At 50.4% G+C, this 17,374-nt stretch carries 15 protein-coding genes; 10 read left to right on the top strand and 5 right to left on the bottom strand.

Annotated features, from left to right (window positions below; translation table 11 throughout):
- Window positions 1-43 precede the first annotated feature (43 nt).
- The 5 genes from EDM57_RS09605 to EDM57_RS09625 form a co-directional block, all read right to left on the bottom strand.
- Window positions 44-1,039 carry a sensor histidine kinase gene (locus EDM57_RS09605; protein WP_122904549.1) on the bottom strand — a complete coding sequence of 332 codons (996 nt, stop codon included), beginning with the start codon at window positions 1,037-1,039 and terminating at the stop codon, window positions 44-46.
- A complete protein-coding gene (locus EDM57_RS09610) occupies window positions 1,036-1,713 on the bottom strand; it encodes a response regulator transcription factor (RefSeq protein WP_122904550.1) in 678 nt (225 codons plus the stop codon). The genes EDM57_RS09605 and EDM57_RS09610 overlap by 4 nt, the downstream gene beginning before the upstream one ends.
- A gap of 101 nt (window positions 1,714-1,814) precedes the next feature.
- Window positions 1,815-2,537, bottom strand: coding sequence for an amino acid ABC transporter ATP-binding protein (locus EDM57_RS09615; RefSeq protein ID WP_122904551.1), 723 nt, complete (start codon window positions 2,535-2,537; stop codon window positions 1,815-1,817).
- Window positions 2,534-3,190: an amino acid ABC transporter permease gene (locus tag EDM57_RS09620; protein WP_122904552.1), complete on the bottom strand. Its 657-nt coding sequence runs from the start codon at window positions 3,188-3,190 to the stop codon at window positions 2,534-2,536. Before EDM57_RS09620 ends, EDM57_RS09615 begins: the two co-directional genes overlap by 4 nt.
- Window positions 3,191-3,235: 45 nt before the next feature.
- Complete coding sequence (locus EDM57_RS09625; protein ID WP_122904553.1) at window positions 3,236-4,009, bottom strand: basic amino acid ABC transporter substrate-binding protein; 774 nt, start codon at window positions 4,007-4,009, stop codon at window positions 3,236-3,238.
- Between the two features lie 124 nt (window positions 4,010-4,133).
- Between EDM57_RS09625 and EDM57_RS09630 the strand changes: the two genes are divergently transcribed.
- The 10 genes from EDM57_RS09630 (at window position 4,134) to EDM57_RS09675 (ending at window position 17,284) form a co-directional block, all read left to right on the top strand.
- Window positions 4,134-5,588 (top strand): alanine/glycine:cation symporter family protein, encoded by a 1,455-nt coding sequence (locus EDM57_RS09630; protein WP_246005782.1) that lies wholly within the window; start codon window positions 4,134-4,136, stop codon window positions 5,586-5,588.
- Between the two features lie 90 nt (window positions 5,589-5,678).
- Window positions 5,679-6,461, top strand: coding sequence for a gamma-glutamyl-gamma-aminobutyrate hydrolase family protein (locus tag EDM57_RS09635; protein WP_122904554.1), 783 nt, complete (start codon window positions 5,679-5,681; stop codon window positions 6,459-6,461).
- A gap of 78 nt (window positions 6,462-6,539) precedes the next feature.
- On the top strand, window positions 6,540-6,878 hold the full coding sequence (locus EDM57_RS09640) for a zinc ribbon domain-containing protein YjdM (RefSeq protein ID WP_122904555.1): 339 nt from the start codon (window positions 6,540-6,542) through the stop codon (window positions 6,876-6,878).
- 177 nt (window positions 6,879-7,055) lie between these two features.
- Window positions 7,056-7,601, top strand: a complete 546-nt coding sequence (locus EDM57_RS09645; RefSeq protein ID WP_122904556.1) for a hypothetical protein — start codon at window positions 7,056-7,058, stop codon at window positions 7,599-7,601.
- A gap of 209 nt (window positions 7,602-7,810) precedes the next feature.
- Entirely contained in the window at window positions 7,811-10,486 is a 2,676-nt protein-coding gene (locus EDM57_RS09650; RefSeq protein ID WP_122904557.1) for a YhgE/Pip domain-containing protein, read from the top strand.
- 253 nt (window positions 10,487-10,739) lie between these two features.
- The gene (locus tag EDM57_RS09655; RefSeq protein ID WP_122904558.1) at window positions 10,740-11,837 is read left to right on the top strand and encodes an acyltransferase; all 1,098 of its coding nucleotides are present in this window, start codon (window positions 10,740-10,742) and stop codon (window positions 11,835-11,837) included.
- 117 nt (window positions 11,838-11,954) lie between these two features.
- Window positions 11,955-12,752: an arylamine N-acetyltransferase family protein gene (locus tag EDM57_RS09660; RefSeq protein WP_122904559.1), complete on the top strand. Its 798-nt coding sequence runs from the start codon at window positions 11,955-11,957 to the stop codon at window positions 12,750-12,752.
- Window positions 12,753-12,891: 139 nt separating this feature from the next.
- Complete coding sequence (locus EDM57_RS09665) at window positions 12,892-14,295, top strand: sigma-54 interaction domain-containing protein (protein WP_122904560.1); 1,404 nt, start codon at window positions 12,892-12,894, stop codon at window positions 14,293-14,295.
- A gap of 196 nt (window positions 14,296-14,491) precedes the next feature.
- Complete coding sequence (gabT, locus tag EDM57_RS09670) at window positions 14,492-15,841, top strand: 4-aminobutyrate--2-oxoglutarate transaminase (RefSeq protein ID WP_122904561.1); 1,350 nt, start codon at window positions 14,492-14,494, stop codon at window positions 15,839-15,841.
- An 18-nt stretch (window positions 15,842-15,859) separates the two neighbouring features.
- On the top strand, window positions 15,860-17,284 hold the full coding sequence (locus EDM57_RS09675; RefSeq protein ID WP_122904562.1) for an aldehyde dehydrogenase family protein: 1,425 nt from the start codon (window positions 15,860-15,862) through the stop codon (window positions 17,282-17,284).
- Window positions 17,285-17,374: the final 90 nt, after the last annotated feature.

The following is a 17,374-nucleotide window of genomic DNA, read 5'->3' on the forward strand; positions in this document are numbered from 1 at the left end:
CCAAGGGGAGGGCTGTCTGTTTTTTTATCGAAAAGAAGCAGCATCAGTGGTTCGTGATTGGCAGCAAAATCGTAAACCTCACGCGCTTTCCCCTGTTTTCTGCGTATACTTCTCCGTGATGGAACTGGATGACTTTTTTTGTAATGAACAAGCCAAGGCCGAATTTTCCGTTCATGCCTTTGTAAAAATGGTTGAACAACTGATCGAGCTGTTCAGCTTCGATTGGAGGACCGTCGTTTTCCAGGATGATTTTCACGCATTCTTTTCCCTGGGCGAAAACGCGTTTTACGGTTATCCAGATAGAAGATTGGGCAAAGCGCATATTGTTTTCCAAAATGTTCTCCAGTGCTACCGTAAGCTCTTCCTCGTTTCCCCAGACGTACACATGTTCCAGTTGGGGGTGAATGACGATGTGGTTTTGCACCAGCGAAAATCTGTCGATGAGATTGTGGACAATGGCTTGGACGTTCGTGGGCTTGCATTCGCTTTTTCTTTTTAAGATATAGTCGAGACTGTTGAGGTACAGCAGTTTTTCCACCTTTTTTTCGAGGTGCTTGGCTTCCTTGATAATGACCGCAACCGTCTCGTCAAAAGAGTCGTTCAAATAGACTCGATCCAAAAGCGCCTGGGAATAGCTGTGGATGACCATGATCGGTGTTTTCAAATCATGGGAAACACTTTGCAAAAAAATTTCTTCCTCCATCTCCATCTTCTTGAGCGATTCTTGCATCATGTTGATAGAGGAAGCCAGTTTGCCAAATTCGTCTCCGCGATTGAGGTCAATCGGTTCTTCCCACTCCTTGTTGGCAATTTTGCGAACCTTCTTTTCCAGGTAGCGCAGCGGCTCGGTAATTTTATTCGCGATAAACTTGGCGAGACAAATGTTGATGATCGAGAGAATGACGAGAAGCCGCACGAGATTGATTAGGACATCGACCGAGACATAGGAGACGAGGACAAGCGAGATAATCCCCGTAATAAAAATGAGAAAAGCGGTCATGATTACCCATATTTGGAGTCCAAACGGTTTGTCTCTCATCCATTCACCAACCTGTACCTGTAACCGTAGCCATAGACTGTTTCTATGGACAGCTTCGGCATTTTCTTGCGTATGCGCCGCACGGTATCGTCAACTACACGATCCGAGCCGTAATAGTTTTTGTCCCACAGTCGTTCCAAAATTTGTTCCCGGGAGAACACGCGATTGGGATGGTCAATGAAAAACAGCAATAGCTCAAACTCTTTGCTGGTCAGCGATATGGAAACACCGTCGTGAAGAATGGTGTGATTTTCGCGGTGAATGGTATAGTCGTTTATTTTGGTGATCGCGTGCTGCTGAGGTTTTGTGCCGTTTTTGCGTTCCAGCAGCTTTTGCGTTTTCAAGATCAGTTCTCGCGGTAAAAATGGTTTGGAGATGTAGTCGTCGCAGCCCAGTTCCAGACCGATCACTCGGTCAATTTCCTGGTTCTTGGCAGAGATAAAGATCACGGGAATATCCGGATGGATGGCTTTGATCTCTTTAAATAAGGTGTACCCGGTCGTATCGGGCAGCATAATGTCCAGGATCCAGAGGTCGGGTGTTTCCCGGATTTTTTGCTGGGCACTGAAGCCGTCCAGAAATGCTTCCACGGCATAGCCTGCGTTTTCCAGATACTTCTGCAAGATGGAGTTTAAATCCTGATTATCCTCAACTAAAAATACGGTGTACGCCATCTGCAAAAACTCCCCTCACGATGTAATACTTATTATTATACCGGAAAGGAGCAAACCTCTGAACTCAAGAGAATCCAGAGGTTGAAAAAGAAAGAAACGAACTACAGAACCTTGTTCAGGAACTCCCGCGTTCTTTCTTGCTGCGTATGGAAAAACAGTTGTTCTGGAGTGCCTTCTTCTACAACAAATCCTTGATCCATAAACAAGATGCGATCGGCTACTTCTCTGGCAAAACCCATCTCGTGGGTGACGATCACCATCGTCATTCCTTCCTGGGCCAAGTCTTTCATGACCTGCAAAACCTCCCCGACCATTTCAGGATCGAGTGCTGATGTAGGTTCATCAAACAGCATGATTTCCGGTTCCATCGCCAAAGCTCTTGCAATCGCCACCCGTTGCTGCTGACCGCCAGACAGATTTCGCGGGTAGACATCTGCTTTTTCCAGAAGGCCTACTTTCGCCAGCAGGGCTTTTCCTTTTTCAACGGCAGTGGCTGTATTGTATTTTTTGATTTTAATCAGGCCCAGTGTAATGTTTTCCAAGGCTGTCTTGTGCGGGAAGAGGTTAAATTGCTGAAACACCATTCCGGCTTTTTGCCGAAGGGTATTAATGTTTGTCCCCTTGTCCATAATGTTGATTCCGTCGATGATGATCTCACCGGCTGTCGGCTCTTCAAGGAGATTGAGGCATCGCAGGAAAGTAGATTTCCCGGAGCCGGAGGGACCGATGACACATACGACCTCTTTGCGCTTGATATGGGCGTTGATGTTCTTGAGGACGTGGAGATTTCCGAATGATTTTGCCAGCTGTTTTACCTGAATCATTGTGCCGCCAGCCTCCTTTCAAGCCAATGAGAGAACCATGTGAGGACATAGATCAGAACCCAGTAAATGACGGCGATTGTACCCAAAAACTCAAAAGCTTTGAAGTTTACGGCATAAATGGTCTGAGCCGTAAATGTAAGCTCTGCAATACCGATGGTGGCAAGCAGTGACGTATCTTTGATGCTGATGATGAACTGGTTGACGATGGCGGGGATCATCCGCTTGATGGCTTGTGGCAAAATAATGTATGCCATGGTTTGGCCGTGGGTAAAGCCGATGGCTCGGCCAGCCTCCATTTGGCCTTTGTCGATGGACTCAATGCCGGCGCGGAAAATTTCAACCAAATACGCGCCTGCGTTCAGACTAAGCACGAAGATACCGGCAGACACCGCATCGGTAGCCCGTCCAAACAGCAGTGGAAATACGCCGAAGTAAAAGAAAATAACTTGCACGTACAGCGGGGTACCCCGAATGATGCTAACATAGACTTTCGCAATCATTTGCAGCCACTTGCGCTTCGATACACGCAAGAGACCGAAGAAAAGTCCGAGAACAGTGGCGAAAAGCAAAGAAAGAAACGCTACTTTGATCGTACTCTCAAGCCCTTTCAGCAAAAGGGGAGATGCGTCTGCAATCAGGTTGAATGTGTCCATGCTTCGCTTCCTTTCCTGAAAGAAATAAGGTGCAATATGCACCCATTAGTTTGAACCGAAATATTTATCGTATAATTTTTGGTACTCGCCGTTTTCTTTCATTTCTTTCAGGTGTTTGTTGAATTTTTCCAGGAGGTCTTCTTTTCCTTTGGCGATAGCGATTCCGTATTCTTCCCCGGTCAATTTGTCTCCAACGATTTTCAGGTTGGCAGCTGTACCGGATTTGATTTTATTGGCAACAAACGGGAAGTCGTTAATCAGCACGTCGGAGCCGCCTGCTTCCACGTCCATATAAAGAGTAGCTTCATCTTCCAAAATCTTTACTTTGGCGCCTTTTTCTTTGGCCAGCTCGTTTGCTTTTTCAAGGCCGGATGTTCCTTGCTTGGCAACGATTGTCTTGTCCTTCAGGTCATCGATGGAGCTGATCGGGCTATCTTTTTTTACGACCATCACCAGACCGGAATCAAAGTAAGGGTCGGTAAAATTCGTCACGGCCTTACGATCTTCGCGAATGGTGATGGAAGCGGCAGCGCCATCAACCTGTTTCGCTTGCAGGGCAGGGATGATGCCGTTGAATTTCATCTCTTTCCATTCGACCTTGAGGTTTTCTTTTGCAGCGATGGACTCAACAAGCTCAATATCAAATCCGGTCAGTTTGCCGGAGCTGTCTCGGGAGCTGAAAGCGCCTCCATCTGGAGCGACAGCAAAAATGAGCGTATCGTTTGTGCTGCCTCCGGTTTCCTGGGATCCGCACCCTACGAGGCTAATGGCTGTCAAACAGCTTACTACAAAAGAAATCCAATGTTTACGACGAATCATGAAAAACCCTCCTCTTTGAAAAAAGATACGTTCTTTCTGCCTCTATCATAAAAAAGTAATGTAAAATAAATTTCAAAGAAATATGTGAAAATTCGTGAAAGGTCTGGTTGCCTTGTTAGAGAATATGGCATACTCCATCGTCAACATCCTTTGGGATATTCCTGTGCCCTTTGCTATTCTTTTCGCAGGCTTCTTTTTTACGGTGGAGAATCGGTTTTTTCAACTTCGTTATCTTTTGCATATATTTCGCCATATTTGGGGGTCTATTTCGCAAAAAAGAGAAAAAGCAAACAAGCAAGGAGGACTGCCCTCTGCCATCACCGGAAATATTGCCATTGGCTGTCTGGTAGGAGTTGGCTGTATCGGCGGGGTGGCTACAGCCATCGCCGTCGGCGGTCCGGGAGCGGTATTTTGGATGTGGGTCGCCTCCGCAGTCGGGATGATTATTAAGATGGTAGAAGTCACCTTATCCGTCTACTACAGGACGCGGGACGAGGACGGGCAAATCATCGGGGGCGCGACGGTTTACATCGAAAAAGGCATCGGGAAAGAAATGAATGTAAAAAACTGGATGTTTTTGGTCGTGCTGTTTGTGATCGGCATGAGCGCACCCGTTTTTCTCTCGATCCAAAACTACGTGGCTTCCGTCGCGGTCAGCACTACGTTTCATATGAACATTCTGGTTGTATCCTTTGTGTTTGCGCTTTTGGTTTATTTCATCATCGTGCGCGGCATTTCGCATTTGGCAAAGATTTTTTTATTCATTGTGCCGTTCATGATTGTGGCTTATCTTGCGCTAGGCTTCCTGATTATTGTGATGAACGTGGAAAAAGTCATCCCGACCCTGGAATTGATTATTCGGCACGCCTTTCATGGCTCAGCCGCCATCGGGGGTTTCACGGGAGCAACCCTGGCCCAGGTGATTACAATCGGGGTATCCCAGGCCGTGTATACAAGCGAATTCGGCTGGGGCACGACACCGACCGTTCATTCGATGTCCAACGTCGACCATCCGGTCAAGCAAGGGCTGTGGGGCGGTTTTGAAGTGTTTTTTACAAGCATTGTGATTTGTGGCATTACCGCTTTCGTGGTGATTTTGTCTGGTGATTGGGTTTCCGGACAAACGGGGGTTGAGCTGGCTCTGCATTCGTTTGAACAAACATTGGGGTTAGCGGGGAAATACATCGTGACGGTCATCATTTTCCTGTTTGCCCTGACGTCGGCAAGCGGCTGGTATGTAAACAGGGAAATCATAGCTCGACACCTGCTGAATAAAAACAAGGTCGTCAAAAAACATGTACTGAAATATTTGAAGGTGCTTTGCGCACTTCCCGAATTTCTTTTTGTCGTCTATGTCGTCACCTTTCAGTATCCCGACAAGGACGTATGGTTGATGACAGGCATCATGACGGCTGTACCTACCTTTATTAATATATTTTTCCTGCTGGTTCTCAGCCATCAGTTCAAAAAGCTGGTGCAAGATTACAAAGCCAGATATTTGAACATCGGGCAGATTGACGAAGATGTCCGGCTGTTTTACGAAGAAACGGGAAATGGCCACCGCCGCAAAGACAATTGAGGGAGCGATCACATAATTTTTTGATTTTTCTCCAGAATTTTTTCCCTAAAATCAGTCACATAAGATCATCAGATGAAGGAGAAATGGACCGTGACGAAGCCTCTCATTGGTTGTACAACCTATTACGTCAGTGCCTTTGAGGAAAGCAAGCACCGATTTGCGATTGCGCAGGACCACTATACGTCAGCGATAGACGATCCTGAGAGCATTCATCGTGCGGGCGGAATACCTGTACCGATTCCACTCATTGATGATGACAGTTATCTGGATTCGCTGCTGGATCGGCTCGATGGCCTGATGTTTATTGGCGGGAGCGACATTAGCCCCAGCTTTTACGGACAGCCGTATAAAAAAGGGCTTGGTCAGATCAATCCGGCCAGAGACAAGTTTGAATGGAAGCTGCTGGACAAGGCGGTCAAAAGAAAGTTGCCGATATTCGGGATATGTCGCGGACTGCAACTTCTGAATGTGTATTTCGGCGGGACCCTCGTGCAAGACATTGAGCGCGGCTACTCCACGGAGATCAACCACGCCGGGTATATCGGGCCAAAATCCAGTATTGCCCACAAGGTAAAGCTTTCCAAAGAGCATATTCTGTATCGTTGCTTTGGCAAGGAAGAACTGGACGTCAACAGCTTCCATCATCAGGTGATCGATAGACTCGGAGAAGGTCTGGAAGCGATCGCAACCGCTGAGGATGGCATCATTGAGGCGATTGTTCATACCCAGTATCCATTTTTGCTGGCTGTTCAGTGGCATCCCGAGATGATGTTTCAGACAGACGAGGAACAGCTCAAGCTGTTTAAACTGTTCATCGAGTTCGCCAAGCAGAAGCAAACAAATACAGAGAACCTCTGTACCTCTAACCGATAAGAAAATTGGGCGGCAAGACATGTATCCAGGGCGCATTTGTGTTAAAATGAGCCGTAATTGGATGGAGGTATGAAATGCATGAGTACATTGCCAAATTGCCCAAAATGTAATTCCGAGTACACGTACGAGGATGGAAGCTTGCTGATCTGCCCGGAATGCAGTCACGAGTGGACACTGCAGGCAGAAGCCGAGGACAGCGGTGAAAAAGTTGTCCGGGACGCGAACGGCAACATCCTGCAAGACGGCGATACCGTAACCGTCATCAAGGATCTGAAAGTAAAAGGGAGCTCGTCGATTTTGAAAATCGGGACGAAGGTAAAAAACATTCGTCTGGTGGACGGCGACCACGATATCGACTGCAAGATTGACGGGTTCGGTGCGATGAAATTGAAGTCGGAGTTTGTGAAAAAGGTGTAGCAACGTCAGGCCAGCTTCTGTAGAGAGGCTGGTTTTTTTTCTCATCTTGCATACGCTTCCCCCAGACAGCAGGTTTTTGTGGCCCGTCGCATTGAATGATTATACATGGGGGACAGACCTTCCGCTAAGTGAATGGCTCGATTATGGCGGAGCATAAAACACTAAAGGGGTGATACCATGTTTATACAGCGAACCAAAAAACTTATCGCTGCATCAATAGGTGGTCTTGCCATTTTAGGCGTTGCAAGTTTTTTGGGGTATCAAGCATATGCGAATGATGCATCCAAAACAGAAATGCTTAAGCAAATGGAAGAAGAGTATCAAAAGCTGGCCGAGCAAGATGATCCAAATGCGCCAAGTGAAGAAAGACAAAAAATAAAAGATCTGGGGTGGGAGATAGGCAAGCTGAAAAAAGAGCTGTACCCCGAAAACCCCGAGGATGTATTGGCACGTAAGCTAGCTGGTTTCAAAGAAATGACACTCATTCATGAATCAAGCTACAAAAACAGCGATGCAGATGCAAACGACCCCGAGGTAACGAAAATGTTAGCGCAAATCGAACAGCAGAAACAACTCGTTGCAAAATTTGAAGAGAAATTGGCTTCTTTAAAAAATAGAGCAAAGATGGCAAGGCAGTCTGAAGATGCCAAAGAAGAAGCAGAACAGTTGCTGGCACAATTTCAACAGGAAAAAGAAGCAATCAGTACACAAAGCGACCAATAAGGCTACATGTACGCGAAAAACAAAGGGCGTTGCTCACCAGGGCAGCGCCCTTTTCATGAGCAGTCCAGGTGGACAGGCAAAACATAAAATGGCAGGCAGCGGCTCATGTTACTACTGGCAGCTTCCTTCTCGCTATTTCCCTTTTATGGTAGACTGACATGGAAGTATCAGATGGCCTTCATTCCTATAAAAAATCAGGTGGTACATGCATGCGTTCCATATGGCAGATTTACAAAACGGACTGGCTGAACATATTTAAAGTACCGACGGGGATTTTCCTCATCGTCGCGATTATCTTGCTCCCTTGCCTGTACGATTGGGTCAACATCAAGTCTGTCTGGGACCCGTACGCCAATACGCAAGGCGTAAAAGTGGCGGTAACGAGCGAAGACCAGGGTGCGACGGTCATGGACAAGCAGATCAACATCGGGGACGAGCTGTTAAAAAGCTTGCAGCACAACGATAAGCTGGGCTGGACCTTCGTGACGAAGGAGGAGGCCGAGCGCGGCGTGGATCGGGGCGATTACTACGCCAGCATCCTGATTCCGGCCGACTTTTCCGAGAAAATTACCGGGATTGTCAACGGCAGGCTGGACAAGCCCGAAGTGATCTATACCGTCAACGAAAAGGTCAACGCCGTGGCTCCCAAAATCACCTCTTCCGGCGTCTCGGCCATCGCCAGGCAAATCAATGAAAGCTTCACGAAAGAGGTCAGCGAGGCTCTGCTGACAAAGCTGAGGGAAATCGGTGTGAAACTGGAAGAGCAACTGCCGACCATTCGCCGGATCGAGAGCGGCGTTTTTGAACTGGAGAAAAAGCTGCCCGAGATTCGCGCAGCGGGGCAAAAGGTGCTGGAGATGGAAAAAAAGCTGCCGGATATTCATGAGAAGGCGCAAATCATTCCGGAAGTGGAAAAGCGGCTCCCGGAAATCAACCGGGCAGCCGATGCGGTGCTGAAAGTCCAGCAAAGCTGGCCGCGAATCAACGAATCAGCATCGTTCATCATCGGCATGGAAGACAAGCTGCCGACCATCGAGCAAGCGGTCGGGCGCATTACCGAGCTCGATCAAAACTTCGGCAAAGTCGCAGGCGCGGTTACTACGGCCACAGAGAAGGCCAATAAGGCACTGGAGATTGTTTCGGCGGCGCAAAACGCCTTGCCGCGCATCGCCGAGCTGACGGACAAAGGGGCTGATTTGGCCGATCAGCTAAATCAGTTTTTTGCCAATCACGACGGGGCTTGGGACACAATCGCGCCGCTGATGAAGCAAAATCTCCTGCTGGCCAAACAGGCAACCGATGCGCTTGCGCAGCTTACAGACAGGCTTTTGCAACTGAATCCGGAGCGCTTGCCGACAGCAGAAGAGGTTCATGCCGTAGAGGACAGGCTGTCCAGAGCAGTGCGCGTGCTGGAGCATACCGCAGCGCTGGTCGATAGACTAAACGGCTACATCCCTGGACAGCCGTTGACTCGTTTGTCAGAGCGGCTGCACAGGCTAGAGGACAGGGTGAATCGGCAAATCGATATTTTGGGCACGATTGCAGACGCGCTGGCCAACGGGAAAAAGCCAACGCGAGACTTGGTCGAGAGCCTGAACGAGCTGTCGAAAAACGTGAGCGCGGAGCTTGGCGATATTCTCTCGCGCTACGATAGCGAAATCGTTCCGAAAATCGAGGAGGGTATTGAAAAGCTAAAGACGATCACGGGAACGTCCGCCGAGCTTTTGCATACAGCACAGCAAAAGCTCCCGGATATTGAGGCGATCCTCCAAGATGCAAAGGCCGGGCTGGAGCTTGGCCTGGCAGAGCTGAAACGAATCGAGCAGGAGCTGCCGCAAATTCAGGCGCGGGTTCACGAGCTGGCGCAAACGCTGCAGGTGAAGTCGGACGCTTTTGCCCAGGCGATTCGCACGGTGGCTCCGTTCTTGAAGGAAAACTTGCCAGCCATCGGGCAAAAGCTCGACCAGGCGGCGGCATTCATTCGCAACGATTTGCCGCAGGCGGAGGCAGAACTTGTGAAGCTGGCTGATTTTGTGCGCAACAAGCTGCCGGAGGTAGAGGAAGGCGTCCACAGAGTGGCGGCGCTCGTCCGCGACGATCTGCCCAAGCTGGAGAGCGCGATTGGACAGGCGGCAGACAAGCTGAGAGAGGTCGAGGCGAACAACAACTTCGCTGATCTCGCCAAGCTTTTGCGCGGGGATATTCAAAAGGAGAGCGAATTTCTCGCCAGCCCGGTGCAGATCAAGGAAAACCGCAAATATTCGATCCCGAACTACGGCTCGGCGATGTCGCCGTTTTACGGTGTCCTGTCGCTGTGGGTCGGGGCCACGCTGCTGATTTCCCTGCTCAAGCCGGATGCGGAAAATCCGGACGGCCGCTACAAGCCGTACCAGCTTTATTTGGGGCGTTTGGGCACATTTGTCACGATTGGCCTGCTTCAGGCACTGTGCATTACGCTTGGAGACATTTACATTCTGGAGGCTCATGTCGCGGATAAAGTTCCGTTTGTGCTTTTTGCGATGCTCGTCAGCATGGTCTTCGTCACGATCACGTACACGTTGCTGTCCGTATTCGGCAACGTGGGCAAAGGCATCGCAATCATTTTCATGGTGTTCCAGTTTTCCAGCTCGGGCGGGACGTTCCCGATCAGCATGACCGCGCCCTTTTTCCAGGCATTGAATCCGTTCATGCCGTTCACCTACGCGATCAGCCTGCTGCGGGAGGGCGTAGGCGGGGTGCTGTGGGAGACGGCGATCCGGGATATTCTCTTTCTGTTCGGTTTCATCGGCATCAGCCTGTTCATCGCGCTCGCCTTGAAGCGTCCGTTGAGCGGTCTGATCCGAAAATCGATGGAGAATGCGAAGAAGACGAAAATTATTGGGTAAGCTTGTTGGTGGCGATCACATAAAACAGGGGAGTGTTCCGGCGAACAGATATGTGTCTCGTCGGGACACTTTTTTGCTTTTTTACGAAGGCAGATATAAGCGAAACAGGGGCGGCATTTGTTCATCATATACGCAAAAATTTTATATCCAGTTTTTGTATGATTGTTATATTATGGATGTGTATCTATTTTCTTTCATTGAAAAATGGATGCATGCAAGATTATCCATTCCGGCCATAGAAAAGAGATGAACGATGCGAATTAAAGAGATTGATTATTTGCGGGCCTTTTGTGCATTTTCGGTTATAGTCATTCATGTAACTGCTGGGTATATCGATCAAGAATCGACTGCTTACGTATTCAATCAGATTGCTCGTTATGCGGTTCCGTTGTTTATTTTACTTTCCGGATTTGGGCTTGGTTTTTCGGAGAGGAAAAAGAACACCACTTATCTCGAGTTTCTAAAGAAAAGGTACAACAAGATACTGCTTCCGTACTTTTTATGGAGCATCTTCTATTTTGTTTTTTCCAATCGATACCGAATTGGCTCCACAGATGCAGATGTTACAGAGCTTTTTTCCTTGTTCATCAAGCAATTATACACTGGAACTGCTTATGTACATCTTTACTTTTTGATTATCATGATTCAGTTGTATCTGGTGTTTCCTGTACTTCAAAAGTGGCTTATAGAAAAGCGGTACCATACGCTTGTTGGCTCATTTTTTATTTCGTTATGCATGCACGCGGCTATATATTTACATGCAGTTGGTGTGATCGTGCTGCCAAGTTTAGGCGTTCCGTATGTCATACTTTCTCCTGTTTGGGTCTTTTATTTTGTGTTAGGGATATACGTCTCTATGGAAAGGGAACGTTTCATAAGATTGACCGAAAAGATAACCTTCGCCCAAATGACATTCGTATGGTTGTTAACGTTCGTGCTGTTACTTTTGGATAGCAAGTATACAAATACTTTTGCTTCTTCTACCAAACCAAGTACGATCCTGTATACGCTGTCGAGTCTCGTGTTCCTTTTTAAAGGACTTCGTTACGTAGCTTACGCCAGGCCTAAGATGTCCGCTCTTTTCCTTTGGTACTCTACCCATTCATTCTTTATTTACTTGATTCATCCACTCATCATCAGTTGGTTGGTATTGGCTTTTCCGAATCATTGGCGCGGTACAATGGGATTGCTTGCACTCATTATCAGTACAATACTCTTGTCAACACTCTTAACTTACCTTGGAAGCAAATTTAAACGCATACATATTGTAGGTGGAGTATATACAGGAAATGTAGCCCGTTTAAAACCCGGGGAGATCAAAAGTGGCAATCATGAAGCGTTACGATTGTGAAAGCAAGAATTTCCAATGATAACAAAATAGAGAGCCTGTCGCACAGTTAGTTTTGATAGCGCGGCCAGGGCGCTGGTACTTGGAAAATTTGAAAGAAAACGGTCTGGAGGAAAAAGCATGAGCGAGTTGAATGCGTTGTTTCGAAAAAGAATCGGTATGTCCGAACACGAAGCGATTACGTTTGACAAGCTGGACACCTTGCTGGAAAAGGCGGCACTGCGCATCCCGTTTGAAAACTTGCGCGTGATTGAGGGGAAGACAAAAGCAATCACCAAGGAAAACGTCGTCGACAAAATTTTGCTTCATCAGGAAGGCGGGCTGTGCTACGAGTTGAATTCCCTGCTCTACTTTTTCCTGATCGAAAACGGCTTTGACGCCGTGCTGACCCGAGGTGTCGTCTATAAACCTGCGGAGCAGCAGTATTTGGCAATCGGCGAGACACACCTGACGATCCTGCTTGTCCATGCGGGGCAGACGTACCTGGTGGATACCGGGTTTGGCGGCAATCTGCCGATGAAGCCTGTTCCGCTCAACGGCGAGGTGGTAAGCTCTTCTAACGGCGAGTTTCGGATACGCAAGGAAAACAGCGAATACGGCGATCATGTATTCGAGATGAAATTGAAGCACAAGGATACCGACTGGCGTATCGGCTATGCTTTTTATGAAAACAAACCGATCGCAGACCTGTCCGCATGCGACGAGATTCAGACGATCATCGTTTCCCACGAGGAGTCTCCCTTCAACAAAACTCCGCTGCTCACACAGCTTACGGCAAATGGAAGCGTCACGCTGACGAATACGTCTTTTACCCAATGGGTCGATGGCGTCGTGACAAAAGAAAGCATCGACAGCGCGAGGTTCAAGGAGCTGGCGAAGCAGTATTTTAACTGGAGAGACTGGGATTCGTACGCGTGAGAAAAAGACAGCGTGAGAGGCTGTGCAGCTTCCTGGACATTCGTTGTTCTGGCAAGCTTGATTTTCTATAATGAAAGTAAAAAACAGGATCGCAAGCAGAAGCGGCGACACCAGCCTGAAGCCAAAAGGAGGCGGACGAATGAAGAATGCAGAGAGCCGGGAACGCTGGATGAGCCGCGTGCTGGAAGGCATCGTGGAGACGTCGCGCGATCATTTGCTCATCACCGACCCGGAAGGCTACATTCAACTGGTCGGGGATTCGTCCTACGAGATGTACGGGATCAGCAAAGACGAGCTCTTGGGCAAAAACGTCATCGAGCTGGAAAAAGAAAAAGTATTTTCGCCTTCCGTCACGCGCAAGGTGATGGATACGAAGACGCCGCAGACGATGATGCAGGAAATTCCCGGTGGCCGCAAGCTGATGGTGACGGCCTATCCGTTGTGGAATGCAGATGGCAGCATGCATTCGGTTATCAGCTATTCGCACGATTTGACGGAAATTTTGGAATTGAAGCGGCGCTATGAGAGTCTGACGGAGCAATTGAAGCAGTTTGAATCAGAAATCGAGGAGCTGCGCGAGAAAAACCAGGATGGCTTTGTCGCGGTCAGTCAGCCGATGCGCGACATTGACCGCCTCATCAAAAAGGTCGCGATGGTCGACTCCACTGTGCTCATTTTGGGGGAATCGGGCGTCGGGAAAAACGTAATCGCGCGCGAAATTCACCGCAACAGCCGTCGCGCAGGCGGACAGTTTGTGGAAATCAACTGCGGGTCGATTCCGGAGGGGCTGCTGGAGTCGGAGCTGTTCGGCTACGAGGCGGGCGCGTTCACGGGCGCAGGCAAGCAGGGCAAGCAAGGGATTATCGAGCTGGCGAACCAGGGAACGCTGCTGTTGGATGAGCTGGGAGAACTGCCGCTGACGTTGCAGGCCAAGCTGTTGAAGGTAATTCAGGAAAAACGGCTGCAGCGCGTGGGCAGCATGCAGTACCGGGACGTGGATTTTCGCCTGATTGCCGCGACCAACCGCGACCTGGAGAAGATGGTCAGGGAAGGGAAGTTTCGCCAGGACCTGTATTTCCGGCTGAACGTCGTGCCGATTCATGTGCCCGCCTTGCGCAATCGGCCAGAGGATATTGCCGCGCTGTTGAAGCTCGTTGTGCGCTCGCTCAATGAGCGGTACGGCATGAACAAGCGGCTGGACCCGGCGGCGACACATGCCTTGATGCAGTACGCCTGGCCGGGGAACGTGCGGGAGCTGGAAAACGTGCTGGAGCGGATGGTCGTGACGGCCGACGAAGACGTGATTACGCCGCAGCACCTGCCTGCGGAAATCCGGGCGGTCGGAGAGGACCAGGCAGCGATGGAGCCGGGGGTGACAGCATCTAAAATGTCGCTGCGGGATGCGCTGGAGCAGGTGGAGGAAAAATGGCTGCGCCATGCAGCAGAGCGCTGCCGGACGACAGCGGAGATGGCAGAGTTTTTGGGCATCAGCCAGCCGTCCGTGGTGCGCAAGCTGAAAAAATACCGCATCCGCGCCACTTGATTCAAAAATGAATTTTTGATTCAAAAATGAATCGGCAATATTGGGATATTTGATTCACTTTTGCATAAATGTACACTGTACGCGTTTGGCAAATGCGCTTGCGGCAAGCTTTTTTGTTTGGCACGAGTATTGCTACATATCGTCAGCGAAAGCATCACCTTGCTGTTATCCATCTCATACAAGGAGAGATCACGATATGTCCAAACAACGCAAATTCGTCAATGTAGCCGCTGGTGTCCCTGGTCCGAAGGGGGCCGCCCTGATTGAGAAAAGAAAGCAGTACGTGCCAAAAGGCGTCGGGAACAACACCCCGGTTTTTGTAGAGACAGCTTCCGGAGCGCTCGTGACAGACGTAGACGGCAACACGTTCATTGATTTGGCAGGCGCAATCGGTACGCTTAACGCCGGGCATTGTCCGCAGGAGGTCGTCGACGCGGTCAAAGAGCAACTGGACAAATACATTCATCCTTGCTTCCATGTCGGCATGTACGAGCCGTATGTGGCGCTGGCCGAAAAGCTCGCCGCAATCACCCCAGGCAGCTTCGAAAAGAAAACGATGTTTGCCAACAGCGGAGCAGAAGCGGTGGAAAACGCCGTGAAGATCGCCCGCAAATACACCGGACGTCCCGGCATCGTATCGTTTAGCCGCGGCTTCCATGGTCGCACACTGCTCGGCATGTCGCTAACCTCCAAGGTAAAGCCGTACAAATTCGAGATGGGGCCGTTCGCGCCAGCTACCTACAAGGCGCAATTCCCGTATCCGCTGCACAAGCCGGCTTCCATGACAGAGGATGAGTACGCACAATTTTGCCTGCGCCAATTTGAAGACTTCCTCCTGACAGAAGTCGCGCCGGAAGAAGTAGCGGCTGTCATTATGGAACCGGTTCAGGGCGAAGGCGGCTTCATCGTACCGCCGGTAGCATTCGTACAAGGCGTTTTCCAGATTTGCAAAAAGCACAATATCCTGTTCATTTCCGATGAAATTCAAACAGGCTTCGGCCGAACCGGGGCGATGTTCGCGTCGACCCACTTCGGAATCGAGCCTGATCTCATAACGATGTCGAAGTCGCTTGCGGCTGGCTTGCCCATCTCTGCTGTGACAGGTCGTGCAGAGATCATGGACGCGCCCAATCCGGGGGAAATCGGCGGCACTTACGGCGGAAGCCCGCTCGGATGCGTGGCGGCGCTCGCTGTTATTGAAAAAATGGAGCGCGAAAACTTGCCTGGGCGTGCAAATGAGATTGGCAAGGCAATCAAGGCGCATTTCCAGGCGCTGCAAGCCGAGTTCCCTGTCATTGCGGAAGTTCGCGGACTGGGGGCAATGTGCGCGGTAGAGTTCGTCGACCCGCAAACGAAGCAGCCTGCCAAGGAGCTTGTGGCGGCGTTGACCAAAGGCTGCTACGAGTTTGGCGTCATTGTGCTTTCCGCAGGCGTGCACAGCAACGTGCTGCGTTTCCTGTCGCCGCTGGTCATTACCGACGAGCAGCTGCAAGAAGCGCTGGACATCATGACCGATGTGCTGAAAAGCCAATACGTGACCCACTAACTCATCGGGGAGGTACGCATGAAAAAGCATCTGTATATCAACGGTCAATGGAAAGAAGCAACAGAATACGCGCCGCTGTACTCGCCCTATTCCGGCGAGCTGCTGGCAGAAGTCGCCCAGGCGAACGAGGCGGATGTCGATGAGGCCATCCGCGCGGCCAGCGCCGCAGCAAAAGTGATGGCGAAGCTGCCAGCGAGCCAGCGGGCGCTGATTTTGGAAAAAGCGGTGGCGATTATGGAAGCGCGCAAGGAGGAGCTGGCAGTTATTCTCGCCAAGGAAGCTGCTAAGCCGCTGCGCACGGGACGGGTCGAGATCGCCCGCACGATTCAGACGTACAAATTCGCGGCAGAGGAAGCCAAGCGGATTCACGGGGAAACCGTACCGCTCGATGCGGCTCCGGGCGGCGAGGGACGACTCGCCTTTACCGTGCGCAAGCCGATTGGCGTGGTCGGGGCGATTACGCCATTCAACTTTCCGTTTAACCTGGTGGCCCACAAAGTAGGCCCGGCGATTGCGGCAGGAAATACGGTCGTGCTGAAGCCAGCCAGTCAGACTCCGCTCAGCTCGCTGGTTTTGGCTGATATTTTTGCCGAGGCGGGGTTGCCAGCCGGAGCGCTGAACATTTTGCCGGGAAAAGGCGCCGTCGTTGGCGAAAAGCTCGTCAGCGACAATCGGATCGCCGCGATTACGTTTACGGGCAGCCCGGCAGTCGGGATTGCCATGAAAAACAAGGCAGGTCTGAAACGCGTGACATTGGAGCTTGGCTCCAACTCCGCGGTCATTATCGACCATAACGTAGAGATCACGCCAGCGTTGGTGGATCGCTGCGTGACAGGGGCGTTCTCCTTTAGCGGCCAGGTGTGCATCTCGCTGCAGCGCGTCTACGTTCACCAGAGCAAGTACGAGGAGTTTTTGGAAAAGTTCAAGGCGGCGACAGAGAAGCTGGTGTTGGGTGATCCGTTGCAGGAAGAAACCGACATGTCCTCCGTCATTTCCGCCAAAGATCATGAGCGGATGGGAGCGTGGGTACAGGAAGCGGTTGACGCCGGAGCGCGCGTCGTGACAGGCGGCAAAGCTGTGAGCGACCGACTTTTTGCTCCTACGATCCTGACCGATGTGAGCAGCCACAGCTCCGTGTCTTGCCAGGAGGTGTTTGGGCCAATCGTTGTCGTCACGCCGTTTGCGACGATGGACGAGGCGATTGCGGCAGTAAACGACTCCCGCTACGGCCTGCAGGCAGGGATTTACACCAACGATATTCACGCAGCCATGCGCGCGGCAGATGAGCTGGAAGTGGGCGGCGTGATGATTAACGACATCCCGACCTTCCGTGTTGACAACATGCCGTACGGCGGCGTGAAGGACAGCGGCTTTGGCCGCGAAGGCATCAAGTACGCTGTCGAAGAGATGACAGAGTTGAAGCTGATTGCGATCAAGCTGTAGTTGTGATGCAGCGCTATGCGAAAAAGGGGCGTCTCAAAAGTCGTGCTTTCGACTTTGAGACGCCCCTGGCTGCTTTGAGCCATTCCGTTC

It is taken from the genome of Brevibacillus gelatini (assembly GCF_003710935.1).
In the GTDB taxonomy this organism is placed as follows: Bacteria; Bacillota; Bacilli; order Brevibacillales; family Brevibacillaceae; genus Brevibacillus; species Brevibacillus gelatini.